Origin of the sequence: Methylomusa anaerophila (assembly GCF_003966895.1) — a bacterium.
Classification (GTDB): Bacteria; Bacillota; Negativicutes; order Sporomusales; family Sporomusaceae; genus Methylomusa; species Methylomusa anaerophila.
Genome location: NZ_AP018449.1, coordinates 2,453,500 through 2,479,913 on the forward strand (window position 1 = coordinate 2,453,500; position 26,414 = coordinate 2,479,913).

Annotated in this window: 26 protein-coding genes; 25 read left to right on the forward strand and 1 reads right to left on the reverse strand. The window is 48.5% G+C overall.

All coding sequences use genetic code 11. The annotated features are described in order from the left end of the window. Window positions 1-77 precede the first annotated feature (77 nt). From MAMMFC1_RS11090 to MAMMFC1_RS11180, 20 genes are all read left to right on the forward strand, one after another. Window positions 78-1,379: a 3-deoxy-D-manno-octulosonic acid transferase gene (locus MAMMFC1_RS11090; RefSeq protein WP_126308570.1), complete on the forward strand. Its 1,302-nt coding sequence runs from the start codon at window positions 78-80 to the stop codon at window positions 1,377-1,379. A gap of 16 nt (window positions 1,380-1,395) precedes the next feature. Next, window positions 1,396-2,613 (forward strand): tetraacyldisaccharide 4'-kinase, encoded by a 1,218-nt coding sequence (lpxK, locus tag MAMMFC1_RS11095; RefSeq protein ID WP_126308571.1) that lies wholly within the window; start codon window positions 1,396-1,398, stop codon window positions 2,611-2,613. 26 nt (window positions 2,614-2,639) lie between these two features. After that, window positions 2,640-3,398, forward strand: a complete 759-nt coding sequence (gene kdsB / locus MAMMFC1_RS11100) for a 3-deoxy-manno-octulosonate cytidylyltransferase (protein WP_126308572.1) — start codon at window positions 2,640-2,642, stop codon at window positions 3,396-3,398. Window positions 3,399-3,432: 34 nt separating this feature from the next. Then, window positions 3,433-4,281: a 3-deoxy-8-phosphooctulonate synthase gene (gene kdsA, locus MAMMFC1_RS11105; RefSeq protein WP_126308573.1), complete on the forward strand. Its 849-nt coding sequence runs from the start codon at window positions 3,433-3,435 to the stop codon at window positions 4,279-4,281. A gap of 211 nt (window positions 4,282-4,492) precedes the next feature. Further along, window positions 4,493-5,467 (forward strand): KpsF/GutQ family sugar-phosphate isomerase, encoded by a 975-nt coding sequence (locus MAMMFC1_RS11110; RefSeq protein WP_126308574.1) that lies wholly within the window; start codon window positions 4,493-4,495, stop codon window positions 5,465-5,467. Beyond that, complete coding sequence (locus MAMMFC1_RS11115; RefSeq protein WP_126308575.1) at window positions 5,467-6,015, forward strand: KdsC family phosphatase; 549 nt, start codon at window positions 5,467-5,469, stop codon at window positions 6,013-6,015. The genes MAMMFC1_RS11110 and MAMMFC1_RS11115 overlap by 1 nt, the downstream gene beginning before the upstream one ends. 77 nt (window positions 6,016-6,092) lie before the next feature. Further along, the gene (locus MAMMFC1_RS11120) at window positions 6,093-6,986 is read left to right on the forward strand and encodes a lysophospholipid acyltransferase family protein (protein WP_126308576.1); all 894 of its coding nucleotides are present in this window, start codon (window positions 6,093-6,095) and stop codon (window positions 6,984-6,986) included. Between the two features lie 4 nt (window positions 6,987-6,990). Next, a complete protein-coding gene (lptC, locus tag MAMMFC1_RS11125; protein WP_126308577.1) occupies window positions 6,991-7,563 on the forward strand; it encodes an LPS export ABC transporter periplasmic protein LptC in 573 nt (190 codons plus the stop codon). Beyond that, window positions 7,550-8,323 carry an LptA/OstA family protein gene (locus MAMMFC1_RS11130; protein WP_232035418.1) on the forward strand — a complete coding sequence of 258 codons (774 nt, stop codon included), beginning with the start codon at window positions 7,550-7,552 and terminating at the stop codon, window positions 8,321-8,323. Before lptC ends, MAMMFC1_RS11130 begins: the two co-directional genes overlap by 14 nt. A gap of 232 nt (window positions 8,324-8,555) precedes the next feature. After that, the gene (gene lptB, locus MAMMFC1_RS11135) at window positions 8,556-9,275 is read left to right on the forward strand and encodes an LPS export ABC transporter ATP-binding protein (RefSeq protein WP_126308578.1); all 720 of its coding nucleotides are present in this window, start codon (window positions 8,556-8,558) and stop codon (window positions 9,273-9,275) included. Window positions 9,276-9,295: 20 nt separating this feature from the next. Then, window positions 9,296-10,384: an LptF/LptG family permease gene (locus MAMMFC1_RS11140; protein ID WP_126308579.1), complete on the forward strand. Its 1,089-nt coding sequence runs from the start codon at window positions 9,296-9,298 to the stop codon at window positions 10,382-10,384. 255 nt (window positions 10,385-10,639) lie between these two features. Continuing rightward, window positions 10,640-11,875 (forward strand): DUF3084 domain-containing protein, encoded by a 1,236-nt coding sequence (locus tag MAMMFC1_RS11145; protein WP_232035419.1) that lies wholly within the window; start codon window positions 10,640-10,642, stop codon window positions 11,873-11,875. A 404-nt stretch (window positions 11,876-12,279) separates the two neighbouring features. Next, window positions 12,280-13,545 carry an S-layer homology domain-containing protein gene (locus tag MAMMFC1_RS11150; RefSeq protein WP_126308580.1) on the forward strand — a complete coding sequence of 422 codons (1,266 nt, stop codon included), beginning with the start codon at window positions 12,280-12,282 and terminating at the stop codon, window positions 13,543-13,545. A gap of 138 nt (window positions 13,546-13,683) precedes the next feature. Beyond that, window positions 13,684-14,097, forward strand: a complete 414-nt coding sequence (locus MAMMFC1_RS11155; RefSeq protein WP_126308581.1) for a RuvC family protein — start codon at window positions 13,684-13,686, stop codon at window positions 14,095-14,097. Between the two features lie 112 nt (window positions 14,098-14,209). After that, window positions 14,210-14,383, forward strand: a complete 174-nt coding sequence (locus MAMMFC1_RS22365; protein WP_232035420.1) for a hypothetical protein — start codon at window positions 14,210-14,212, stop codon at window positions 14,381-14,383. Window positions 14,384-14,437: 54 nt separating this feature from the next. After that, window positions 14,438-15,787 (forward strand): S-layer homology domain-containing protein, encoded by a 1,350-nt coding sequence (locus MAMMFC1_RS11160; protein WP_126308582.1) that lies wholly within the window; start codon window positions 14,438-14,440, stop codon window positions 15,785-15,787. Between the two features lie 404 nt (window positions 15,788-16,191). After that, window positions 16,192-17,556: an S-layer homology domain-containing protein gene (locus tag MAMMFC1_RS11165; RefSeq protein WP_158618734.1), complete on the forward strand. Its 1,365-nt coding sequence runs from the start codon at window positions 16,192-16,194 to the stop codon at window positions 17,554-17,556. Window positions 17,557-17,983: 427 nt separating this feature from the next. Further along, the gene (locus MAMMFC1_RS11170; protein WP_126308584.1) at window positions 17,984-19,291 is read left to right on the forward strand and encodes an S-layer homology domain-containing protein; all 1,308 of its coding nucleotides are present in this window, start codon (window positions 17,984-17,986) and stop codon (window positions 19,289-19,291) included. Window positions 19,292-19,595: 304 nt separating this feature from the next. Beyond that, a complete protein-coding gene (locus MAMMFC1_RS11175; protein WP_126308585.1) occupies window positions 19,596-19,841 on the forward strand; it encodes an AbrB/MazE/SpoVT family DNA-binding domain-containing protein in 246 nt (81 codons plus the stop codon). Further along, window positions 19,832-20,269: a type II toxin-antitoxin system VapC family toxin gene (locus MAMMFC1_RS11180; protein ID WP_126308586.1), complete on the forward strand. Its 438-nt coding sequence runs from the start codon at window positions 19,832-19,834 to the stop codon at window positions 20,267-20,269. The genes MAMMFC1_RS11175 and MAMMFC1_RS11180 overlap by 10 nt, the downstream gene beginning before the upstream one ends. Here the strand turns inward: MAMMFC1_RS11180 and MAMMFC1_RS11185 are convergent. Further along, a complete protein-coding gene (locus MAMMFC1_RS11185) occupies window positions 20,264-21,331 on the reverse strand; it encodes a glycosyltransferase family 9 protein (protein ID WP_126308587.1) in 1,068 nt (355 codons plus the stop codon). The genes MAMMFC1_RS11180 and MAMMFC1_RS11185 overlap by 6 nt on opposite strands. Window positions 21,332-21,568: 237 nt before the next feature. Between MAMMFC1_RS11185 and MAMMFC1_RS11190 the strand changes: the two genes are divergently transcribed. From MAMMFC1_RS11190 to rfaE2, 5 genes are all read left to right on the forward strand, one after another. Continuing rightward, window positions 21,569-22,192: a hypothetical protein gene (locus MAMMFC1_RS11190; RefSeq protein WP_158618735.1), complete on the forward strand. Its 624-nt coding sequence runs from the start codon at window positions 21,569-21,571 to the stop codon at window positions 22,190-22,192. Between the two features lie 84 nt (window positions 22,193-22,276). Continuing rightward, the gene (locus tag MAMMFC1_RS11195) at window positions 22,277-23,215 is read left to right on the forward strand and encodes a hypothetical protein (RefSeq protein ID WP_126308589.1); all 939 of its coding nucleotides are present in this window, start codon (window positions 22,277-22,279) and stop codon (window positions 23,213-23,215) included. A 193-nt stretch (window positions 23,216-23,408) separates the two neighbouring features. Continuing rightward, on the forward strand, window positions 23,409-24,821 hold the full coding sequence (locus MAMMFC1_RS11200; protein WP_126308590.1) for an LPS-assembly protein LptD: 1,413 nt from the start codon (window positions 23,409-23,411) through the stop codon (window positions 24,819-24,821). Between the two features lie 86 nt (window positions 24,822-24,907). After that, a complete protein-coding gene (locus tag MAMMFC1_RS11205) occupies window positions 24,908-25,891 on the forward strand; it encodes a bifunctional heptose 7-phosphate kinase/heptose 1-phosphate adenyltransferase (RefSeq protein WP_126310578.1) in 984 nt (327 codons plus the stop codon). Further along, window positions 25,888-26,373 carry a D-glycero-beta-D-manno-heptose 1-phosphate adenylyltransferase gene (rfaE2, locus tag MAMMFC1_RS11210; RefSeq protein ID WP_126308591.1) on the forward strand — a complete coding sequence of 162 codons (486 nt, stop codon included), beginning with the start codon at window positions 25,888-25,890 and terminating at the stop codon, window positions 26,371-26,373. The genes MAMMFC1_RS11205 and rfaE2 overlap by 4 nt, the downstream gene beginning before the upstream one ends. Window positions 26,374-26,414 lie beyond the last annotated feature (41 nt).

The window sequence follows — 26,414 nt, forward strand, 5'->3', positions numbered from 1 at the left end:
CAATCCGCGTTCTCTGTGCGTCTCGGCGGTAAAAGGTTCCTCCAATTAGGTTATAGATTCAAAGCGAGGTAACTGCCATGTACTTTATTTACAATCTTCTGGCTGTGTGTGTGCTAATACTGGCTGTGCCGGTATTGGCCTACCGTCTCATCCGGGAGGAAGGATTCAGCGAACGGTTACGCCAAAGTTTCGGTTTTTTGCCGGCAGATACTTTGACCAAGGTTGCCGATAAAAACGCTATATGGCTGCACGCGGCTTCTGTAGGCGAAATCGTGGCAACCAGTCCCATTGTCAAAGAAATACGGCGTGAAATGCCGCAGGCTACCATTATGATTTCGGTGGTCACCGCCAGCGGTTATGTCATGGCCAAGCGGATCATTCCCGAAGCCGACGGCATCATTTTCTTTCCCCTGGATATACCTAGATTGAGCTATATGGTAGTGAGAAAAATCAGGCCGATGGTTTTTCTGCTGGTGGAAACCGAGCTGTGGCCCAATTTTTTAAAAGCTGCCCGTAATTTAGGCATTCCGGTCATGATGGTAAACGGGCGCATCAGTGATAAAAGTCTGAAGCGTTACACCTACCTTTTTGGTGTTTTGAAGGATATGTTGAATACGGTGGTTAAGTACTGTATGCAATCTACTATCGATGCCCAGTATATTATCCAATTAGGCGCCGACCCGCGACGGGTAGTCGTGACCGGCAATACCAAATTTGATCAAAATTATACTGAAATCAGCCCGGCAGAAAGGGAAGTTCTCCGGCGGGAGTTGGGCTTGGCCGATGATCGCCGGGTCATTGTGGCCGGCAGCACCCATAAAGGTGAGGAAGAACTGCTGTTAACATCTTTTGAGCAGATACGGATTAAGTTTCCCGGCACCGCTCTGATTTTGGCTCCCCGGGAAATACTGAGGGCGGACGAGCTTATCGATATCGCTGCAAAATTCGGTTTTACCGCCCGCCGACGCACTTTAATGAAGGAGAAACCTGAGCTAACGGGCGGTTGTGACGTGATTGTCATTGATACCATCGGGGAATTGGGTAAAATTTACGGACTTGGCGACATTATCTATGTCGGCGGCAGTCTGGCAGCTACCGGGGGACATAATATCCTGGAACCGGCGGCTCACGGCAAACCCATTATTGTAGGCCCCCATATGTTTAATTTTAAAGACACCTATGCCCTGCTTTCCGGCAGGGGAGCTTGCGAGACTGTCTATGACAATGCCGGCTTAACCGAGAAAATCCTGGAACTGCTGGAGAATCCGGCGATGCGGGAGGAAATGGGCCGGCAAGCATTAAATATCATCCGGGAAAACCAGGGAGCAGCACGAGAAAGCGCCCGGCACTTAAAGGAATTGTTAGAGACTAAGTCTTAAAAAAGGCGGAACAATTATGCGTGACCGTGAAACTCTACAGGTATATTTATATCAATTAGTATATGGCGAAAAGCGGGGGATACTGCCGGATATACTGCTCGGCATACTTCGTTTGATTTCGCTTCTCTATGGTTGGGTCGTATGTATTAAACTCAGCCTTTATCAAAAAGGTATACTGAAACGTCACAAGCTTCCCTGTAAAGTAATCAGCTTGGGTAACGTTACTGTCGGCGGAACCGGGAAAACCCCCACAGCTCAGCGTTTGGCCGCCATTATCCGGGATATGGGTTACCGGGTGGTAATCTTAAACCGTGGCTACCGCGCCGCCTGGAAAGGGCAAATCGGACTGGTTTCCGACGGGAAAAAGATTTATATGACAGTGTCGGAAGCGGGGGACGAAGCATATCTGCTGGCGAAAAACCTGCCGGGAGTTCCGGTTGTCATCGGCCGGGACCGGGCCGTTACCGGTGAATATGCGGTCAGTAAATTTAAGGCGGAAGTTATTATTTTGGATGACGGTTACCAGCACTGGCAGTTAATCCGGGATCTGGATATAGTGCTTATCGATACTCTCAACGTTTTTGGCAATAACTTTTTATTGCCCCGCGGCACTTTACGGGAGCCGCTTAACAGCCTCAACCGGGCTCATGCCTTTTTGCTGACTAAAGTTGACCAGTCAACGGGTATCGCCCGGGAGACCATTCGGGAAACTTTGGCAAAGTACAACCAACATTCGTTAGTTGTCGAGAGCACGCACACGCCGCAGTGCTTCATCGAAATTGAGGAATGGTACAAAGGCGTTCGTCCCGAAACAGTACCGCTTGAGGCCAGCCGCGGCCGTCAGATACTTGCTTTTTCGGCCATTGGCAATCCTTCTTCCTTTGAACAAACTATCACCGACCTGGGAGCGGAAGTAAAGGAATCTGTCCGTTTTCCGGACCATCACGATTATACCATGGCCGAAATGCAGAACATTATGCAAAAAGCGGTGGATAATGACGTCTGGGCTTTGGTAACCACCGAAAAGGACGCTGTGAAAATTCCTTCGGAATTTATTCACTCGGAACGCCCATTGCCGGTATATGTGCTGTCAATTGAGGTCCGGTTTCATGACGGATACGCGGAATTTATGGACATGGTCAAAGAAGTAACGAAAAATGGAGCCTGCATTGAGAAGTCGGAAGTCAGGAGTCGGAATGAAACGGTTTTCTCGGCGAAGTATTCTGGCTTCTGAATACCCAGGAGTTGGAGGTTTTATTCATGAACACCTTATGCATCATTCCTGCCCGCTATCACTCTACTCGTCTGCCAGGCAAACCGCTGGCGCCTATTGCGGGAAAACCCATGATTCAGCATGTCTACGAACGGGCGAAGATGGCAAAGCGTCCCGGCGGCGTACTGGTGGCTACCGATCATCAATTGGTGTATGATACAGTAAAAGCTTTTGGCGGTGACGCCATTATGACCTCTGCCGACCATCCCACCGGTACCGACCGGCTGGCGGAAGTCGCCCGGCAGTATCCCGCTGTGGATATCGTCATAAACATTCAGGGGGATGAGCCGCTGATTGCCCCGGAAGTGATCGATCTCTTAGCCGGTACTTTTGATGATGATCCCGGACTTCAGATGGCGACGCTGATGACCGAAATGGACCCGAGGGAGTATGGCCTGCCGAGCGCTGTGAAAGTAGTGACGGATTTGCAGGGATACGCTATTTATTTTTCCCGCGCCCTGATTCCGTATCCCCGGAACCTGCCTTGTAATCCCGGGGGAATGACACCGGTTTATAAACATGTAGGCATTTATGCTTACCGGCGCGATTTTCTGCTCACCTTTGCCGCTCTTGAGCCGACACCGCTGGAACAGACCGAATCCCTTGAACAATTGCGGGCTTTGGAGCATGGCTACCGCATAAAAGTATTGCCGACCGACTTTAAATGCATCGGTGTCGATACTCCCGAAGATTTGGCGGCAGTCAACGCTTACTTTCAGGCAGAGGCTGACAAGCGACAAATATAACCAATAAAAAAAACGAAAACTTAGGAGGCACGTTATGAACGCAGTACAGCCAGTCAGTATTACTGATTTCCAGGTTGGCGGCCAAAACCCCGTGGCTTTAATTGCCGGCCCCTGCGTCCTGGAAGACGGCGAACGGGCGCTTAACATCGGCCGCGCCATTAAAGCCATTGCCAATCGCCTGCACATGCCTTATATTTTTAAGGCTTCCTATGACAAAGCCAACCGGTCGTCCTATCATTCCTTCCGCGGCCCGGGCCTGGAAGAGGGACTTGCCATGCTTGCCCGGATAAAAAAGGAACTGGGTGTTCCCGTTCTGAGTGATATTCATTGCATATCTCAAGTGGAAGCGGCGGCGGCGGTGCTGGACGTTATCCAGATTCCCGCCTTTCTTTGCCGGCAAACTGATCTGGTGTACGAGGCAGCCCGTACCGGCAAAGTCATCAATGTAAAAAAAGGCCAGTTTCTGGCGCCTCTGGACATGAAAAACGTGGTTACCAAGATCGAAGAGGCCGGGAATAGGAACATTCTGTTAACTGAGCGGGGCGCGACTTTCGGTTACAACAACCTGGTTGTGGATTTCCGGTCTTTGCCCCTGATGCGGTCGCTGGGGTATCCGGTTGTTTTTGACGCCACGCACAGCGTCCAGCTGCCGGGCGGAGCAGGAACCAGCTCCGGCGGGCAGCGGGAGTTTGTGCCTTATCTTACCCGGGCCGCCGTCGCTGCCGGCATTGACGTTTTGTTTATGGAAGTTCATGACAACCCGCCGGAAGCCAAATCCGACGGACCCAATATGCTGTATATAAACCAACTGGAAGATGTTTTGAAAGATGTTCTGGCTATAGATAATGTAATTAGGAGACATAAAGTGGGGAACTGCTTATAAACCGTCATCTGCGTCGTTGCTCCTGCGGTCCTCACTCCGGCGTACAACCAGTACGCCGGAGTTCCGGTCCTCGTCGCGCCTAGCATCTAACGATTTCTAAGCAGTTCGTGGCATTAATAGGCTGAGCAGTGGTTGAGGCGTTAAGGACCCGAGACTTTGGCAACGAAGTTCGGCAAAGTTTATTAGCAACCATAATATGGAGGAGTTTTCTATGTCAATCGAGGAAGCCCGCGCCTGTTTGGCCATTGAAGCTGAGGCCATTCTCAGCCTCATACCGCGCATAGATGAGCGGTTTGCTGCGGCGGTTGAGATGATTCTCAATTGTCGCGGCAGGGTTATTGTGACCGGTATGGGAAAGTCGGGTTTAATCGGCAAGAAAATCGCCGCTACCCTGGCTAGTACCGGAACACCGGCTTTTTTTCTTCACCCGGCGGAAGGAATTCACGGTGACTTGGGGATGGTAACGCCTGACGATGTCATATTAGCCATATCCAATAGTGGGGAAACCAATGAGATAATCAGCATTTTACCTTCCATTAAGCGCATCGGGGCCGCCATCATTGTCATGTGCGGCCGGGAACAGTCCACGCTGAGCCAAAACGCCGACTTGTTTTTGGATGTATCCGTCGCTAAGGAAGCTTGCCCGTTAGGGCTGGCGCCGACAGCAAGCACCACAGCTGCCTTGGCGTTAGGCGATGCCCTGGCTGTAGCGCTGTTATCGGCCAGGAAATTTACCCCGGAAGATTTCGCCCTCTATCATCCGGGCGGTTCTTTGGGGCGAAAACTCCTCTTGACGGTAGAAAACATCATGTGGAGCGGCAATGATGTCCCGCTGGTGACTCCCGGCAAAACAGTCAAAGAAGCATTATTTGTAATTACGGCCAAAGGACTGGGCGCCACCCTGGTGGTGGAAGATCTGGAAATGCGGCGGCTGATTGGCTTAATCACGGATGGCGATATTCGCCGCGGCCTGGAACGGGGACATAATTTTCTTGATAAACCGGTTACCGAACTGATGACCCGGACCCCGCGGACTATCACCAAAGACAAGCTGGCGGCAGAGGCCCTCAGCATTATGGAGAAGAACAAACCCCGCCCGATTACTGTTTTGCCGGTGGTGGAAAATAGATCGCAGGCGATTGGCATTATTCACCTTACTGACTTGTTGCGCCAGGGAGTGGTATAATGATTAGTAGCGTGCAAAAGGCGCAACAGGTAAAACTGATTATTTTCGATGTTGATGGTGTGTTAACTACCGGGCAGATCGTTATCGGACCGGACGGGGAAGCCTGCAAAGAGTTTAATAGCCAGGACGGTTTAGGCATAGCGCTGGCCCATAAGGCCGGACTCAAGACAGCGATCATTACCGGGCGGGAAAGCGAGATCGTCCGCCGCCGGGGCGACGAACTCAAAATTGCCCATATCTATCAGGGAGCCCAGGATAAAGTAACGGCTCTCCATGATCTGATGCAGAAATACAGCCTGCCTCTCAATGAAATCGCTTATGTGGGTGACGACATCAATGATTTGCCGGTCATGTGCCGGGTTGGCCTGCCTTGCGCCGTAGCCAACGCCGCCGCCGAAGTAAAGTCGGTTGCCCGCTATGTAGCCAACCGCCAAGGCGGCAGAGGCGCTGTCAGGGAAATACTTGAATTTATATTAAAAGCTCAGGGACAGTGGGACGGTCTGATCGCCGCCTACATGAATCCCGGGCGCTTTGAACTTACTCAATAAAGGGACTGTTACACAATTAAAAGACTGTTGCAAAATGTTCAGATGCTAGACAGTCTCAGGGGGAGAGGAGCGGCAGCATGCCGTTTAAGTGGCAATATTATACATTAAAAGCTATCAGTCGTGCGGTATGCCTGTTGCCATATCCTGCCGTTCTGCTTTTGGGTGAAATTTTGGGCCGGTTGTATTATCACACTGCCGGCAGGCAGCGCCGGCGAGCAATCAAGCAAATCAGGGAAGGACTGGGATTAAGCCAAGAAGAAGCGGCCGCAGTTATTAAGCGATCATTCATCAAACTGGGACAGACGTTTTGCGAAGTGTTTTATACGCCGGCCCTCAATCCGGATAAAATAAAGCGTTATGTAACCATTGAGAATCGCCACTACCTGGAACAAGCTCTGGCGCAGGGTAAAGGAGTTGTATTCTTAACCGCTCATCTGGGAAACTGGGAGTGGTTTGGCGCGGCGCTGGCCCTGAATGGCTTCCCGGTGGCTGATATTGTCAAGAACCAGCCCAATGATCAGCATACCCGGATTCTAAACGAATACCGGCAGATGTTCGGCATCGAAATATTTGCCAGTGGCACCGGTGAGATTGTGAGGGCGGCCAGGGCGTTGAAAAAAGGCAAGCTTTTAGGATTTTTCGCTGACCAGGATGCCGGCAAGGATGGGGTTTTTGTCGAGTTTCTAGGCAAGATGGCATCTACGCCTCTGGGGCCGGCGGTATTTGCCCGGAAATTCAAATGCCCGGTTGTACCGGGGTTTATCGTCCGGGAAGCGGACGGGCGCCATCGCATAACCATCCAGCCTCCCATCTACTTTGCCGATACCGGTGATCCGCAAGCCGATTTATACGATCTCACTGTCCGTATGACCAAAATTATCGAGGATGCGGTGAAAGCCCACCCGGATGAATGGCTGTGGGCAAGGAAACGCTGGAATACTGATTATCAGGGGTCGGAGGAAAGCAGGTGAAGTTTTGCACAAAACAGCATATATTGCCATTGCCTGCGGGCTGATCTTTCTTGTTGGCGGGCTGTATTACTTTTTGAAAGAAGAGCCTTTACCGCCAGCGCCGCCGGACAGTCAGGCCGCCGGTAAACAGAGTATCCCCAATCTGACTTTTTCCGGCAGTACCATTGTGGAAGAGAAGGATGGCAAGCGAATATGGGAGTTAAGCGCGGAAATCATTGAAGCCGATACCAGCCAAAACATCGCCACCCTTAAAAATATTAAAGGCGTCTTTTATCAGGAAAAGGGCGGTAAGATCGATATTGTGGCCAAAGAAGCTGTACTGGACACCAAAACCAAAGATATTAGCCTCCAGGGAGACATTCAGGCTACCGCCAGTGATGGGGCAGTCTTTACCGCCCCTCAGGCCAAATGGTCGGATAAGAACAAAGTATTTTCCGGTACCGGCGGCATTAAGCTTATCCGGGGCGATACCATCATCACCGGGGATACTATTGAGACGGATGCCAGTATGGAAAAAGTAAAAGTACAGGGCAATGCCCGGGTACTGACGGGAGGGACACCCAATGCCGGGAGATAAAAAGAAACGAACAATGAAAAGCATGAAAACAGCCGGCCTTGTATGCCTGGCGGCGCTGGCCTTATTTATCGCTGTTCCTGGTCCTTACGCAGCGCCTGCAGCTCAGGGGGAGGCCAAGAACAGTCCGGTTGAAATGGTGGCGGATACCATCGAATATGATTCGGTAAACGGTATTATGACTGCCGCCGGCAACGTAACAATTACTCAGGAAAAATCCATTATCACCGGGACCAGGGCTGAATACAACGTCAAAACGAAAGAAGGATATATTACCGGGGGCGTCAAAGCTGTAAAAGATGACGCCACATTGATCGCGGCCGAAGTTCGGTCTTATGACAGCAACACCCGTCTGGTTGCTGCCGGCGACGCAGTGCTGACCAAGGGTGAAAACCGGGTGTACGGACCGCAGGTGGACTATTATATCGACCGTCAGTACGCAATCGTTCCCAGTAATGCCAGACTGGAGACAACTGACGGCATCATGACGACCGATAAACTGGAGGCTTATTTAAATGAGGACAGGGCTGTCGGCACGGGGCATGTGCATATTGTCAGTGAAGCCCGCCAACTGGACGCTACCGCCGATGAAGCTGTTTATTACGGCCAGCCTAAGGGAGACAGCAAAATCGTATTAAGCGGCAACGCGCGCGCTATTCAGGAAGGCAACACCCTTACCGGCAAGACGGTAACCATCCGTCTGGACAATAAAGTCGTTGACGCCCAAGGGCGCAGCAGGCTCGTAGTGACCCCGAAAAAATGACGGGAATTATTCGCATCTGACGATATGAAATAAGATTTGGAGAACGTTTTACCGCAGAGGCGCAGAGAGCGCGGAGGACGCAGAGGGGTTTATGATTTATGTTTTTCAACGTTCCTCTTATTCTTTCTCTGTGGCCCTCTGTGTCCTCTGTGTCTCTGTGGTTCCGGTCTCTTTGTCTTATGACGTTTTAGATTTTCAGGATAGTTGAGTAGATAAATTAAGAGGTAACGCTATGTATATTGAAACCCAGGACTTAATAAAAACATATAAGAACCGGAATGTGGTCAATGGCGTCAGCCTGCGGGTGGGTGAAGGGCAGATTGTGGGACTTTTGGGTGCCAATGGCGCGGGAAAAACCACCACTTTCTACATGATTGTCGGTTTGGAACGGCCCAATAGCGGGCGGATCTTTATCAATGGGGAAGAAGTGACCCATATGCCTATGTATCGCCGTTCCCGTTACGGTTTAGGCTATTTGCCGCAGGAAGCCTCAATCTTCCGTAAACTGACGGTGGAGGACAACCTGCTGGCCATTCTGGAGACTACCAAACTTACCGCTGCCGAGCGCAAGGCCAAGATGGAAAGCCTGTTAGAGGAATTTCATGTTACCCATGTACGCAAGCGAAAAGGCTCAGAGCTTTCCGGTGGCGAACGGCGCAGGGTGGAAATAGCCAGGGCTTTATCCACTGATCCTCATTTTATTTTGCTGGATGAGCCTTTTGCCGGCGTTGACCCCATTGCGGTGGCGGACATCCAGGAAATTATCAGTTATCTTAAGAGCAGGGGCATCGGCGTGTTAATCACCGACCACAATGTCCGGGAAACCCTCAGAATAGTGGATCATGCTTATATCCTTAACGAGGGGCAAATCTTAATCGCCGGCGACAGCGATACCATTGCCAATAGTGATGTTGCCAGGAAATACTACTTAGGCAACAAGTTTTCACTGTAATACAATGACAGGAGAAATCCATGCGCATACTTGATAAATATATTTTAAAGGAGCTGTTTGGCCCGTTTTTCTTTGGCATTGCCGCTTTTTCCAGCGTGATTATCGGGACAAGCACTTTGTTTCGAATCGCCCAGCTCGTTACAAAATACGATACACCCTTTGCCACGGTGGTCCAATTGTTTGTGTATAGCCTTCCCAACATCATCGTGCTGACATTTCCCATGTCGATGCTGTTGGCTTCGCTGTTGGCTTTTGGGCGTTTGTCAGGCTCAAGTGAGATCATAGCCATGAAATCCGGCGGTCTTTCTTTTTACCGGCTGGCTACGCCGGTTTTTATTGCCGCTTTTATTGTCAGTATTATTGCGATTGGCTTAAACGAAAAAATAGTTCCGGCGGCTAACTCCGCCTACAACTACATTGTGCGTTATGAAATCGAAAAAAATACTATTCCCAAATCGCAGGAACATATTATAATTAAAGATATTAGAGACGGTAACCTGGAACGGTTAACCTACGCGCGTAATTTTGCCGAGGAAACCCGGGAAATGAACGGCATTACCATTCAGGAATTTGAAAACAACCACCTGGTCAGAATCGAAAATGCGGAAAGAGCAATTTGGAATGATGACCGTTGGATTATGTATAACGGAATTATCAGTAATTTTACCGCTGATGGCAGAGTCGAGCAAACACTGCGCTTTAACGAGCAAATTATGCCCATCGAGAAGAATCCGGCATCCATTTCCCGCGAACAGAAGAAACCGGAGGAAATGAGTATTAAAGAACTGCAGCAGCACATCAAGGTTCTTCGCCGTGAATATGTCAGGACCAGCGAGTATGAAGTCGAAATGCAGCAGCGAATTGCGGTTCCTATGGCCAGTTTCATTTTTTCCCTCATCGGCACGCCTTTGGGACTTTCCCCCAACCGGTCCAGTTCTTCCATCGGTCTGGGGCTTAGTATCGTGATTATCTTTATCTATTACACCATCATGACCGTATTCACCGCCTTGGGTCAAGGCGACGCCATTCCGGCTGTTTTGGCAGCCTGGGTACCCAATATGATAGGGGTGGTTGCGGGGGGGTACCTAGTCTGGAAAGCCTCAAGGTGATTGGCTGGTTGCATTAAGTGGGGAACTGCTTAGAAACCGTCATCTGCTTCGTTGCTTCTGCGGTCCTCACTCCAGCGTACAACCAGTACGCTTGCGTTGCGGTCCTCGTCGCGCCTCGCACCTGACGGCTTCTAAGCAGTTCGTGGCATTTGGTGAACTGGGGAGATACAAGAAAGAATAAGGCTGGTTTGTCTTTTTTATAGGGACTATGTTATGCTATGTAGTTTTTAGAAGGGGGAGGTGGGGAATAAGAGAATGGAAATGTATAGTGTAACAATCATTGTTGTGATCGCTGTTATGGGCGGGGTTATTGCGTATATAGGCGATAAGCTGGGGACCAAGGTGGGTAAGAAGAGGCTCAGCGTATTTGGCTTGCGGCCCAAACACACTTCCATACTGGTCACCATCATCACCGGTCTCTTGATTGCCGCCTCCACTTTAGGCATTCTTACTGCTGTCTCCCGGGATGTACGGACTGCTTTATTCGGTATGGATGAGCTTAAAACTCAGCTGCTGTCACTCAATAGTGAAGTGGAAACCAGCCGTGCTGCGCTGGAAGCCAAAAATGTTGAATACCTTTCATTAAATGCGAAAGTAAGCGAGACTGCCGCAAAGTTAGGTCAAATCACCCAGGAGCTTGAGACGGTAACTGCCGAACGGGACAAAACCGCGGCGGCTTTAGAGGAACTGCAGTCGAATTATTGGGTTGCACAGCAGGATTTGGCCAAATATCAAAACGATGTCCGCCAGCTTGAAATTACCAAGCGGGAATTAGATGCAAAAATCAGTGAACTGAGCACTGCCAAAAATTCACTGCAAAGCGATGTGGACCGGTTGAATGAACTGACTGCCAACCTGCGGCAGGGACTTCAGGTCGTACGGGAAGGAACCGTGGTCTTCCGGGCGGGAGAGGTAATAGCTACCTTTGTACTAAATGGCAAGCAGTCCAAGGAGGAAATTGTTCAATCTCTGTCAACCGCTTTGTATAAAACCAATCAATCCTTGCTGGAGCGTTTGCAGATTACGGACAAAAATATGGAAATTTTGTGGGTTGCCCAAAAGGAATTTGACCAAGCGGTATCCCGGATCGACAAATCCGACGAGGATATAATTGTCCGGGTTTCTACCGCCGACAATACCATATACGGTGAGCCGATCATTGGCCGTATTGAATTGTTCCCGAATCGGCTGGTCTATAATAAAGGCGCTTTGGTTTTTTCTGAGGTTGTAAATGCAACGGACAACTCCCGGCAGGCGGAGGAAATAGTCCTGCTGTTTTTGCACAAAGTGAATGTGGCGGCGGTTAGCCAGGGGATGCTGGCCGATCCTATTCAGGGGAATGTTGGTTCAATAGGTGGAGCGCAGCTATTTGATATAGTGAATAAAGTAAAACGGCAAAAGGGTAAAATAGAAATGGTAGCTGTCGTTAAAGACGATACGTACACGGTTGGTCCCCTCGAAGTGGAGGTACGGATCCGGGGGGTACAATAATTTTGCAGCGGCTGGCCGCTAGAATATACCAGGGAAAGAATCCTGTTAATGGGCAGGATTCTTTTTTGTTTTGACGAACATAATAGCATAACATTTAATTATGTTAACTTAATAATTTCGGCTAACATCAGTTTGTTGATGGAATTAAACCCAGTATTATCAAGAAATATACCAAAATATGCACAGCAAAACAAAGCAGGAATTCAATCAACTACGTCGAAATTATGTAAACAATAAACCTGTAAGAGCGACAGGTTGCATAGCGGTGACTATCCAGTCGGAGTGGAAGACGAATTGAGGAAACGTGGATACTCAAATCAGACTTCCCCCCTGACCGGTTGAGCCGGTATGTTGGTGGCAACACCCGCCAAAAAAATTCACTAAATCTTAAGGGGGATTCCTAGATGAACAAGAGACTCCTGAAAGCAGCTGTGGCCACTGCTCTTACTGTGGCTTTCGCAGTTCCTGCTTTCGCAGCGCCTGCTGCTTCCACAACTTCCACTTCTCCGACTCCTGCTTCCCCGGCTCCCGCTTCTGTGACTCCTGCTTCCCCGAGTTCCGCTTCCGCTAATTTTTTCACTGACGTTCCTGCTAAGCATTGGTCCTATGACGCTGTTAACAAACTGGCTAAAGCCGGTGTTATCACCGGTTATGGCGACGGCACCTTCAAAGGTGACAAAACCGTAACCCGTTATGAAATGGCGGCCATCGTCGCCAGTGCTATGCAAAAGAACCTGAACGGCGACCAAAAGGAAGCGGTTGATAAGCTTTCCCAAGAGTTTGCCGCTGAGCTTGAAAGCATGGGCATCAGAGTAGACAATTTAGAAACTAAAGTTGACAACATGGTTAAAATTTCCGGTGACGCTCGTGTTCGTTACTTCAACACCGAAAACGCCAGCGACACTACCGACTATCGTGCCCGGGTAAGCTTTGACGGCAAAGTGAACGACAGCCTTAAATTCAACGCCCGTCTCTCCAGTGGCAACACCGACTCTGATGCTGCAGCCAACACCGTTAAATTTGATACTGCCAACGTTACATTTGATGTTATTGGTCTGACCAATACCATTGGCCGTCAAGACATCAAACTGGGCACCGGTTTTCTGATTGACACTCAAATGAACGGTATCACAGCTAAAGCCGGCGATTTGAGACTTTTTGGCGGTAGAGCTACCTCCAATGCCGGTAAATTAGCTGACGGAACAACGGATTACCCGGCCTCTGAACGCGTATACGGCGCTGAGTATGGCTTTAATGTAGGTAACGCTAAAGTAAATGTCGACTACATGAAAAATGCATCCAACGAAGATGAATTCTTTGGCGCCAACACTGCCTTCAAACTGACTGACGGTCTCTCTGCCAATGCCGAATACTTCCAAAACGACGACAAGGACGCTTCTGCCGCCGCTTATGGCTTGAAATTCGACAATATTGGCCTAGCTGCTACCTATCGCGATGTAGAAGCCAACGCTTACACCGGTTACTCCACGTTGAACAATACCAGCTTCTATGGCGCAATGAGCGCTAACGGCTTCAAAGGTATGGAATATCAATACGACCGTGATCTTGTAAAAAATGTTAATCTGATTGTTAAATACCAAGACTTCGAAACCCAGAACGGGACCAAACTTGACAATCGTACCAGCGCAGTTGTCAACGTTAAATTTTAATCTGAACCGATATTCGCGGGGGACGCCGAGCGGCGTCCCTTTTCTTTTGTATAAAACGAATTAAGCACCAACAGCAGGATTGCTGATAAATTTTGCGAACATATTTAGGAGTAGAGTGGATTGGGGAGGCATTGAATAATGGATGATAGCATTGTGGTGGCTGTTGATCCCGGCAGGGAAAAATGCGGTCTGGCTGTTGTACATAAGCAAACGGGCGTAATAGAAAAGAAAATCGTGCTTACTGCGAACCTATTGACTGAGGTTGAGAAGTTAGCCGGTTTTTATAATACTCTGGCTGTTGTGCTGGGCGACCGTACTACTTCTAAATCCGCCCGTGCCGCTTTAAGCCGGGTTAACATAGGCGACCGCTTTCTTAACATCATTATGGTCGATGAGCATCGCTCCACGGAAGAGGCGAGGCGGCTATACTGGCAGGAGAATCCTCCCCGCGGCTTAAAAGCCTTTATTCCCACCACCATGCAGGTACCGCCGGCACCGGTGGATGACTATGTGGCTGTGACACTTGCCAGGCGGTATTTCGCTAAACTGTAAATAACTCCATCTAAAATACCCGATTTGGGCAATCGGGTATTTTTTATTTGCCGTTTTTGCAAAACCATACAATTTTTTTCATATTTTGTAACATTAGTGCATATATTACAGCGTGGGTAAAAACAGCCCTTCATTCACTGCGGTCTTATTCGCCGAAAGTGATCCGCAGGCAGCGGAAAGGGGGGAGTGTATTCCTGCCGGAGGCGGCATCACCGCCGGTGTTAAGATGCGAGTACGGCAAACCGGCAAAAATATATTGAGGAAACGTGGACACTCAATAGAATAAATTGTTTGCTGCCGGCTCGCTAATCAAATTAGATGAATTTAGGAGGATTATTCCATGAAAAAAACCGCTTCTTTGGCTATGGCGGCAGTATTTGCCCTGAGTGTAGCCGGCACCGCTCTGGCTGCCCCGGCTAATCCCTTCGTCGATGTTCCCGCCCAACACTGGGCCTATGGCGCTGTGAACAAGCTGGTTAAAGCCGGTATCGTCAGCGGTTACGGCGACGGCACCTACAAAGGTGACCGGACCCTGACCCGTTATGAAATGGCGACCGTTGTAGCCAAGGCTATGGCTAATTCCGAAAAAGCAGACGCGGAAACCAAAGCTGTTCTGGATAAACTCCAAGCCGAATTTGCCACCGAACTGAACAACCTGGGTGTTCGTGTAGACAATCTGGAAAAAAACGCTTCTACTATTAAATTCACCGGTGACGCCCGCATCCGTTATCAACAAAATCCCAGCGGCGGCGATAGCAGCGCTGTCAATAATACTTCAAGCAATTTCCAGGAACGGGTGCGTTTAAACCTCACCGCCGATATTGCCGACAACCTGAAATTTATCGGTCGTATTGAGGCCCAGAATGAATCCAACCAACGGGCGGCCAACAGCAATACCAGAGAATCCCGTACCGACAGCTTGACCTACGACCGGGCTGAATTCCTTTATTCGAACGGCAACTTCAGCGCATCTGTCGGCCGGATTCTGCCCACTCTGGGGGAAGGCCTCATTTGGGACGGATCGTCATCTAATGGTGCGCCGATTGACGGAACTTACCTGACCTATAATTTTGACAATAAAATTAAACTGTCGGCAGGATATGGCGACCTGGATGCCAACAACAAGTTTGACGTTTCCACCAATGCGTTTTTCGCCGACCTGCGGGCCAAAGTATCCAACAATGTAAATCTTACCGCCGCCTATATGAAACCGAACAACGTCACTGTAGCCGGCGGTTTGAACGGGGCCGCCGTTCCCTACAACTACAAATGGTTTTCCTATGGCTTTGATGCCAAATTGGGTCCAAACTTTACTTTAATCGGTGAAGGCATTCGCAACAACGCCGCCGACCTTCCGGCCGACGCTCAGAAAACCGGCTGGTGGACCAGACTCAAATACAAGGATATTAACGTTGCCAACCCCGGAACCTTCGCGGTATATGTGGACTATCTCAAAGTAGGCAACTGGGCCGTTGATCCTGCCGGCTGGGGACACACCCTGAACGTAGCCGGCGGGGACTATATCGGCGGTAACGGCGCCAAAGGCTGGGGCCTGGGCTTGCAATACGTATATGCCAAAAACGCCGACCTTGAATTCAGATACTATGACCTTGAACCGTATGATTCATCTAAATCCGGTTTCGATAACTACAAGAAAAGTTATTCCGTTATTACCAACTTTAGATTCTAAATATAGTAAGAGAACTCCCATGCAAGGTGTTGCACGGGAGTTTTTTTATGAACATATTTTTTTTATATTACATTCACATTATTTTCATTTTCCTATTGCCAAATTTAATAACAGAAGATATAATTTCATTAAAATCATGTTAACAAATTAAATTAAATTTAAAATTTAAAATTTACATAGTGACGCGGTATTCAATAAGTATGCAGTATTGATTCTTTCGCCGTGGAGAACCGAAGGGGGAATGGGAAAGCCCGTTTTGCCGTCACGGTTTTTTAGCAGGCGATAAGATAGGCGGATGCCGAGAAAGGGGAATATATTGAGGAAACATGGACACTCAATGGACAACCCTTCTTAGGCGGTCGTCAGGCACCCTAATATTTTTTAACCTAAGGAGGAGAAATCGAATGAAAAAGCAAATTGCTCTGGCTCTCGCAGCCGCATTTACCCTGAGTGTAGCCGGCACCGCTCTGGCTGCTCCCGCCAACCCCTTTGTGGACGTCCCTGCCAACCACTGGTCCTATGACGCCGTGAACAAGCTGGTTAAAGCCGGTGTTGTCAGCGGCTACGGCGACGGCACCTACAAAGGCGACCGGACCCTGACCCGTTACGAAATGGCGACCGTAGTAGCCAAAGCTATGGCCAACTCCGAGAAAGCCGATGCCGAAACCAAGGCTACCATCGACAAGCTGCAAACTGAGTTCGCTTCCGAACTGAACAACCTGGGCGTTCGCGTTGCCAACCTGGAAAAAAATGCTTCTTCCATCAAGTTTTCCGGTGACGCCCGCGTCCGGTTCGCGCAAAATCGCGGTACTTCTGTTCCGGAAAGTGCATCAACCGACAGATCTTATTTCAGAGAACGCATCCGTTTGAACCTTGCTTCCGATATAGCCGACAATTTAACATTCAAAGGTCAGATCGTGGCTGAAAATGAGTCCAATAACCGGTCGGAGAGTGGCGTCGGTAACAGAACCAGCAATACTGATAGACTGCACTTTGAACAAGCCGAATTTGATTATCAAAGCGGCAAATTGACCAGTGCCCTCGGCCGGCTGCAACCTACCTTCGGGGAAGGAATCCTATGGGACGGTTCGCAGATTGACGGTGCTCTGTTAACTTACAGATTCAACGACAAGGTTGCTTTAGCGGCCGGTTACGGCGACTTGGATCCCAACAACCTTAACGGCGTTTCCACCAATGCTTTCTATACTGATTTGAAAGCCAAAGTATCCAACAACGTAAATCTTACCGTCACGTATTTGAAAACCAATAAACCAATGATCTCCGATAATGGAAATGGTACGCCGGTTCCTTATGACTATCAGCAGTTTGCCTATGGATTTGATGCCAAGCTGGGCAAAAATTTCACTCTAATCGGGGAAGGCGTTCGCAACGGTGCATCTGATTCCGACTTAGCACCTTATACTACAGGTGCTGGCGGTGATGTGCAAAAAAATGGCTGGTGGGGCAGGCTCCAGTACAAAGGAACTGATCTCTCCCAACCCGGAACTTTCACCATTTACGCCGACTATCTCAAACTGGGCAACTGGGCCCTTGATCCTGTAGGCTGGGCCGGCGCCCTGAACGTGGGCGGCGGAGACTATATTGGCGGTAACGGCGCCAAAGGCTGGGGCGCCGGCTTCGAGTACGTATATGCCAAGAATGCGGATCTGGCGCTGCAGTACTACGATCTCAAACCTTACGATACGGGCCGCAGCGGCTTCGACAGCTATAAAAAATTCTACTCAATTACTACAAACTTCAGATTCTAAACGCAACTTTATTAACTCCCTATTAACTCCCTGCAGCCTAAGGCTGCAGGGAGGCTTATTTTTAATAAATAATTTTTAACGAAAAATTAACATTTTCGTGAAAAATATAGTTGAAAAATAATCCATAACGATTTATAATTCTACTGTAGATAAATTTCCAGATAATTCTTCACTTAGTGAAATATATACATAACGAGTAAAACACGTTACATGCTTTGTTGTCACATGGTCTTTGCGCTTGCATAAAACTCTAAGGGTGATCAAGTAAGAGCACACACTTGAGAACCTGGCGAGGGAATCAGGCGTTAAGATATGAGTACGCCGGAAGCAGAGGAGAAATTTGAGGAAACATGGACACTCAAGGGACAACTCTCTTTAGGCGGCTCAAAGAAAAAATCACTACTCAAACCTAAGGAGGAGAAAGAAAATGAAAAAGCAAGTTGCTCTGGCTCTCGCAGCCGCATTTACCCTGAGCGTAGCCGGCACCGCCCTGGCTGCTCCCGCCAACCCCTTTGTGGACGTCCCTGCCAACCACTGGTCCTATGACGCCGTGAACAAGCTGGTTAAAGCCGGTGTTGTCAGCGGCTACGGCGACGGCACCTACAAAGGCGACCGGACCCTGACCCGTTACGAAATGGCGACCGTAGTAGCCAAAGCTATGGCCAACTCCGAGAAAGCCGACGCTGAAACCAAGGCTACCATCGACAAACTGCAAACCGAGTTCGCTTCCGAACTGAACAACCTGGGCGTTCGCGTTTCCAACCTGGAAAAGAATGCTTCTTCCATCAAGTTTTCCGGTGACGCCCGCATCCGTTTTCAAGAGAACAATAGTTTGCAAGGTAATAGCAATAACGGTCCCGACCGCAGCCGTTTCCAAGAACGCATTCGTGTAAACCTTGCCGCCGACGTTGCCGACAACCTGAAATTCAATGGCCGCCTGCGCTGGGAGTCCCAATCGAACGAAACTACTTCTACTGAGCCGAGGAGCAAGACTGCTGCTGTGCAATTTGACATCGCTAACTTCCAATATACCAATGGCGGCTTCGGCTTGGGTATCGGTCGCTTTGAACCTACCATCGGTCAGGGCCTGATGCTGAAACAGGACAATATTGACGGTTTTACTACCAGCTACAATTTCGACAAAAACGTAAAATTGACCGGTTACCTTGTTGACGTAAGCCAGGCGCAAAACAATAATTTATGGGTGGATGGTAATTCTGCCACTAAAGATGCTCACAATGCGTATATCGCCGACCTTGCTGTAAAAGTTTCCCCTGTCGTCAACGCTACCGCTTCTTATCTTGGCACCATGAGCGGCGATAATTACCGCTATAGAAACTGGGCTGTTGGCGCTAATGCCAAGCTTGGTTTGTTCAAAGTGACGGGCGAATATGTTAAAAATAATTACAACATGGACGGTATAACCAGTCCACAACGGGACGCTTGGTGGGGTAAGCTTGAATATCAGGGAACTGACTGGAAAAAACCGGGTTCCTATGGTTTAAGTGTTGAATATTATAACATCGGCAAGAATGCAATCGACGGTTCTCTCACCGCCCTTGACTATAGTACTTTTGGTGTCGGCATTAAAGGCTGGCAGTACGGCTTCGAATACATGCTGGCTAAAAACGCTAAACTTAGAGGGTTTGTCGGTGACTTCCGTCCCTATGACAAAGGCATCAGCAACTACGATTTCAACACAGCCTACACTCTACAAACTGAATTCAGATTCTAATTCGCACTTAAAAATAAAAGATCCCTTTCGGGATCTTTTATTTTTATTAAGCAAGAGGGGACGGTTCCGTTGACAACAATTAATTCTAATTATAGAGCTTCACCGGTGAACATTTTCAAGATTGAGACTACATTTTGAGCAAGAGGGACGGTTCTGTTGACAGCAAACCAACTCAATGAAGAATGATTAGATATATTGGATTTCCTACTTATAAATAGAAATTTCTTACCATATTGTTTAAAAGTACTACAAAAGCATATAATAAGATTACAGAAGCAAAACAAAAGTGAAAGGAGAGTTTATCATGTTTGGCATTACAGAAGAAGTAAAAGTGGGCATAAAAAGCCAGATTGTGATTCCTGCCAGGATTCGTAATAATGCTAAAGTTGGACCGGGAGACATTTTAATTATGACCAGTGACCGCAACGGGCGTATTTCTCTTGTGAAAAAACCGGCTGATTGGGCCAAAGCTGCTTTTGGCTGCTGCAAAGGAGCCTGGGGAGATAAACCCCTTGAATACCTGGAGAAAGAACGTGAATCATGGGATTAACAGAATTTCTTGCAAAGTACAAACGTATAGCCTTGGATACGAATATTTTTATTTCTCTATTTGCAGAAGAGCCGCTAGGAGAAAAAGTTGTGCCTATTATTCACGCGGTGGCCAATAAAGGCACTCATGAGATTATTGCCTCTGTGTTATCTTTTTCTGAATGTGCGGTACGGCCTTACAGAGATGGTAACTGGGCAGCGCTTGACCAGGTAAAACTCATGTTTCAAATGCCCAATTTAACCGTTTGCGAAATGGATGGAGCTGTGGCCGAGGAAGCGGCACGAATCCGCGCGGTTTATAATCTAAAAATGCCTGATGCTATTATTGTTGCCACCGCAATTATACATAAGGCTGATGTTTTCCTGACCAATGATCATAGGTTGGGCAGCGTCAAGGAGATCCCTATCATTAAATTGGATGAGCTATAAAATACTGCTTACCATTTCTTCAATTTGGGAAACAGATATATACTGCATACATTGCTGGTCTTCGCAAACTTTTTTCCCTACCCGCTTTGATATTCCCGGCACTACGGCCACCCGGATCGGGATGCAGGGGATGCACGGCAGGCTGGGGGGAGCAGCTATGATGGCCTTATTAGACAGGGGAGCGACGCTGGCGGGAGCTGTGGACCCAAATATGGCAATCATGGGAACGCCTAACGCCGAGGCAATATGCATGGGGGCAGTATCCAGAGTGATAAAGAGGTCCGTCCTTTTGAGCAATTCCATTGATTGGGTCAAAGTGGTGGCGCCGCATAAGTTCATTACCGGTACTTGGGCAAGACTGACCAGTTGTTCAACATATTCTTTGTCATATGAACCGCCAATGATAAAAAAATTTGCATCATAACCGGTATGAAGCCTTCGCAAAAGTTCGGCAAACCGTTTTTGGGGCCAGGTTTTACGCGGATTGGTTTTAACACATAGTCCAATATTGTATTTTCGTTTCGGCAAAGAATTAAAGAAACTTTTCGCAAACGCTGCATCTTGAGGATTGGCAACCGGCAGCACCGGGCCGGCACTCTGCGAACTGCCGGTGAAAGACCGGATCATGTCCTGCAGAATAGCAGTATAATGATGTGTTTGAAAATATCCTGCTTTAAAATGCCTGGTTATCAGGAGAGGCATAGTGGTATTACTGCCAAACAAACTTGTCGGACCGATGCGAACGGGAATGCCGGCCAGACACGCGAGTAAGGCCGGGCGAATTTTGCCGTCCAGCGAGACATAAAGATCAAAATTTTGCTTTTTTATTGCTGAAACCACAGCTGTCATATTTTTGAAAGATATGCGCTTTTGCACATAATCTAGAGCAATTACTTCATCAATAACAGGATTGTTCCGCACAATTTCTTCCGCCAAACGTTTAACAATAATTGTAGTTTTGGCTTGGGGGTATATTTTTTTTAAGAGAGCCGCGGCGCTTGTCGCCATAACCGCATCGCCAATGGCAAGAGTGCAGCTTAAGAGTATATTTCCATATTCCATCGTTTTTTTACAGAACGTAGCATGGTTTCAATTGTGGGATGAAGCCGGCTTCCGTTTTGTTCCTCCTTTATTTTTATATGATATTTATTATAACTAAAAGCGACTATTCCCGGCAAGACTTGTCACTTAGGCCGTATGACATCATTAATATTAAGAGTAGCCAAAATCCTTCAAATTCTTTACGGTCCGCAGACGCTAATCGCCTTTTTTAGCAGGAAAATATTCTCTATATCTCGAATGCTTTACTCATACCAGTGCCAAAAGCAACAAAAGCAGCCGGATGCCGGGTATGAGGCAAAGGAGAGATTATCAGTGAGTGAACAATTATTAAGTAAAATATTAGGCAAGCTGGAATCCATAGATACCCGCTTGAGCAATGTTGAAAATCGCATAGGCAGTCTCGAAGACCGCATGGGTAATGTCGAAAATCGCATAGGCAGTCTCGAAGATCGCATGGGTAATGTCGAAAATCGCATAGGCAGTCTCGAAGATCGCATGGGTAGTCTCGAAGGCCGCATGGGTAGTCTCGAAGATCGCATGGGTAGTCTCGAGGGCCGCATGGGTAGTCTCGAAGACCGCATAGGCAGTCTCGAAGGCCGCATGGGTAATGTCGAAGAGCAGTCAGGTGAAACAAATCAGATTGTTAAAGCTCTAATGCACCGCACCGAAGAATTGGATGCCAAGTTTGATGGTCTATTGCATACCGTTGTCACAAAAGAATGCATCGCGCCCTTGGCGACCAGGGAGGATATTGCCCGTATTGCCGAAACCCAGGAATTACATACACAATGGCTGCGAAAATTGTCGGCCGATACTACCCAACATGAATTGGAAATTAACCGCCTGAAGGTGGCTAAATAACTAAATAATCAAAGCATCAAAGGATCGAAGGCAGGAAGTAGAATGAAAATGAATAGGAACACAATTATCGAGGAGGCTTTTAATATGGTGAATTTAAAGAAAACAATGGTTATAGCTGTGCTGGTGTTATTTACAATTGCAGTGGTCGGGGTGACTCCCGTACTGGCCCAGGCGGCGGAAAGCGAACTGACGGTAATCGGCAAGTTGTCGCTGCTTGAGAAGCTTGTCTATGGTGTTCCCCAAACCGGCGCGTTGCTGGACCGTACTGTTCAACTGGAGAAAGATATCTACGGGCAGGTGGTTGAAGACGCCATCATGGACAGAGTGGATAAGCTGTATGCCTATGTTAAGGAGAACTCGGAATCCGCTCCCTCCATGCTGATAAAACTGAATGCCGCCGAATGGATGTTTACCCATAATGTGACCAACAACCCGATTAAGGTCAAAATAGAAAATATTGAGCGCCTGTTAAAGGGCAGTCCGGCAACCGGTTCCCTCAGCGAACGGTTGGGCAGTCTGACACAGCTTGCCTTTAGCGGCGGTCAAATGGAAGTGGTGGCTGCCATATTAGCCAAAGACACTTTGGTAAAAGTTAAGACTTTATCCACTTTGAACAGCAAGCAAAGCCGCAGCGGGGATACGGTGGCCTTGCAGGTAGTGGATGATGTGTTCATCGGCGGAGTGCTGGTAATCCCCAAAGGTTCTGTTGGCACAGGTAAGGTTGCAAAAGTGGAGCAAGCCGGCAATTTTGGCCGGGACGCGAAACTGGAGGTATCCTTCGACAGCGTGGCCGCTGTTGACGGCGCCACGGTACCTACTTTACTGGGAGAGAAAGCGAAGGCAGAAACAAAATCCATGGCTACGGCCGCCGGAGCTTCAGTTGCCGGCATGATTGTTCTGGGACCGGTAGGAATTATCGGCGGGGCGTTTGTTCATGGCAGGGACGCGGATATTCCTATAGGATCTCAATTGTATGTACAAACCCAGGGTGATATGGAGCTATATGGAATCAGGGCCCAATAGTCGCCGCTTGAGCCGCCTGGCATCATTAGGCGGCTTTTTTATATTGTTTGCTTAATATTGGACAGGAGATATGTGCAGGAATGAGAAAAATCGTGTAGAATTACTTCATAGCTATGGTTTTAGGGTTACTAGGCCTTCAAAATGACGGCATCTGTATAGTCTTTCACTAATATACGGGAGAATATTGTTTACTATGAATAATAATAATAAAGTTATATTAGGAATTTTAGCGCTTATTCTCGCTTTCGGGTCTGTTGTGCCGGGTAATGTTGCTGCGGCTGGGAAAAAAGATGACACTAAGTCGCAAAAAACTGCTAAAGCTCAGAAACCAACTGCTCCCATCGTAATTGAAGGTGATGAGCTTTCTTTCAGCGATGAGACCGGCGATGTATACGCCAAAGGGAAAGTCGTGGTAACAAATCAGGAGCAAACAATTGAAACAGAAAAAATGGAAGGAAATACTAAGCGGAGCGAGGTATGGATAAAAGACCAGTTTACGTTCACTGAGCCGGACGCTAAACTTGACGGCAGCAATATGATTTATAACTATGATAGCCGTACCGGTACAATGGAAGCGGTAAAGGGAAAAGTAGACCGGGAGATTGTGTCAGGGAAAAATGTTTACGTCTTTCCTGATGAGGTAATCATTCATAACGGGACTGCCACCAGATGTCCGGCCAAAATTCCCGACTACCATGTCAGTGCGGAAAAAATCGAGATCTGGCCCGGTAAGAAGATGATTGCCTATAACGCTAAGTTTTGGATAAAAAATACCGTAATATTTACTCTGCCGAAATACCAGAAGTCCTTAAAGAAGGGCGAGGAGGGAGAATCAGATTTTCCGAGTGTCGGCTATGACAATGACGATGGGTTGAGAATCACACAGTATCTGGAGTATCCCTTGTCTGATAAACTTTCCGCCTACGCTGATATTGGCTACTATTCCAAACGCGGCTTCAAGCCAATATTTGGTCTTACCGACCGGGAACAAGACTATTCCTGGTCATTATTTCAAGGCGATTTTAAGGATGCCAACAATTACTGGATTACCAAGGAACCCGAGCTTAGCTTCCAATATCATCCCCGGCGTCTTGGCACTCTGCCGGTTACCTACCAATTCACCGCCAGTTACGGCAAGTGGACGGATAGCGCAAAATCAAGCTGGCACCAGGATTACCAGTTATACTTTACACGTGACCCCATTCAACTTAACAAATCTTTGACACTCAATCTGGGCACGGGAGTCGAACATATACGGGAAAGCTATGACAATTCTTCCAATACAGTCTACAAATTTGACACATTGTTGGACAAGCAATGGTCACCGCGTTTCAATACCTGGGCCGGATACCACTTTGTCAGTAACAACACTTCCCTGTTTTCCTACAACAGTGTGAGCAACAGCCGCGAACTATTTGCCGGTTTCACCTATAAAATTGACAGCGTGAATACCATCGGCATTAATAGGACTTACAACATGCAAACTCACACATATGAAGACCTGGACTACACTTGGTACCGGAATTTGCACTGCTGGCAAGCTACCCTTACCTATCGGGCCAAACAAAAAGAAACAAGATTTGATATCAGTCTTACGCGGTGGTAATGCATTCCGTCGAGGACTGAAAGGGGATTTCAAAGTTGATCGCCGATTTATTGCCTATAATCGACAAATTCACTAATAAAAGAATCATGGTTGTCGGCGATATGATCGCCGACATCTACCTGGAAGGAACCATCTCCCGCGTCTCCCGTGAAGCTCCTGTGCTTGTGCTGGCTTACGCAGGTGAAACAATGGTCCCCGGCGGCGGCGCCAATGTTGTTCACAATGTGGCAGTATTGGCCGGATACGTGAATGCGGCGGGGGTAATCGGAGAGGATGCGGCAGGACGGGAACTGGTGGCTTTGTTGAAAGACAAGCACACCGATACAACCGGTCTTATTATTGACCCGGCGCGCCCAACCATCACCAAAACCAGAATTACAGCCGGCGGGCAGGCTACCGTCCGGCAGCAGGTAGTGCGAATTGACCGGGAATCCCAAGCGCTGCTTGACAAAGAAATCGAAGACCTGCTCCTCGCCCATATTCAAAATTCCATTGTCGATATGGATGGGGTGATTCTCAGTGATTACGGCTGCCGCGTGATAACGCCGCAGATCATTGAGCACACAATTGAACGATGTAAAGCAATGGATATACCCTGCATCGTGGATTCGCGCTATAATGTGCTCAACTTTAAAGGCGCTACCATAATAAAACAAAATGAAGCAGAGGCTGCCGCCGCCGTCGGCATTGACATAAAGGATAAAAAGTCGTTGCTGGCCGCCGGGCAGGAACTGGAGAAACGCCTGACAGCCCGGGCCGTTCTTATTACCCGGGGGGCGCAGGGTATGACCCTGTTCGGCGAAGCCGGAACGGTGACTCATATCCCTGTAACCAACATCAGTGAAGTATACGATGTGTCAGGAGCCGGCGATACCGTAGTTGCCGTGATGGCATTGGCGCTGGCGGCAGGAGCGGCGGTTGCGGATGCCGCCCGGCTGGCAAACGCGGCTGCGGGAGTGGTTGTACGTAAACTTGGCACAGCAACGGCCAAGCCGGAAGAACTTAAGAATGCCGTGCGGCAGTACTATGGCAGCGGGCGCAGTAATTCGGAGGGAATAGAGTATTTATGAAAATACAAACTAGGGAAAGCATTTCTCAGTTGGCCCAGGACATCAAAGCCGGCGGTAAAAAAGTAGTCTTTACCAACGGCTGCTTTGATATCCTGCACGCGGGGCATGTCCGATACCTTGCCGGTGCCAGGGCGCTGGGCGATGTCCTGATTGTCGGCCTGAACAGCGATCGTTCGGTAGCTGCGTTAAAGGGACCCGGCCGCCCGATAAATCCGGAAGCGGACCGGGCGGAAGTTCTGTCGGCTCTGGCGGCCGTTGATTACGTTGTGGTTTTCGCCGATTCCACCGCTGAAGGTTTGGTGGCGCAAATCCAGCCGGATATCTACGTAAAAGGCGGCGACTATACAATTGACAAGCTGCCTGAGGCCCAAATCGTTGCCCGCTACGGCGGCAAAACAGTATTGATTCCCGAGGTGCCCGGCAAATCCTCGACCAATATTTTACGTAAGTATTCAGAAGTCAGGAGTCAGGAGTCAGAATAAAAACAATGGCTATCAAAATATTCTGAGTTTAAAGCCCTTAT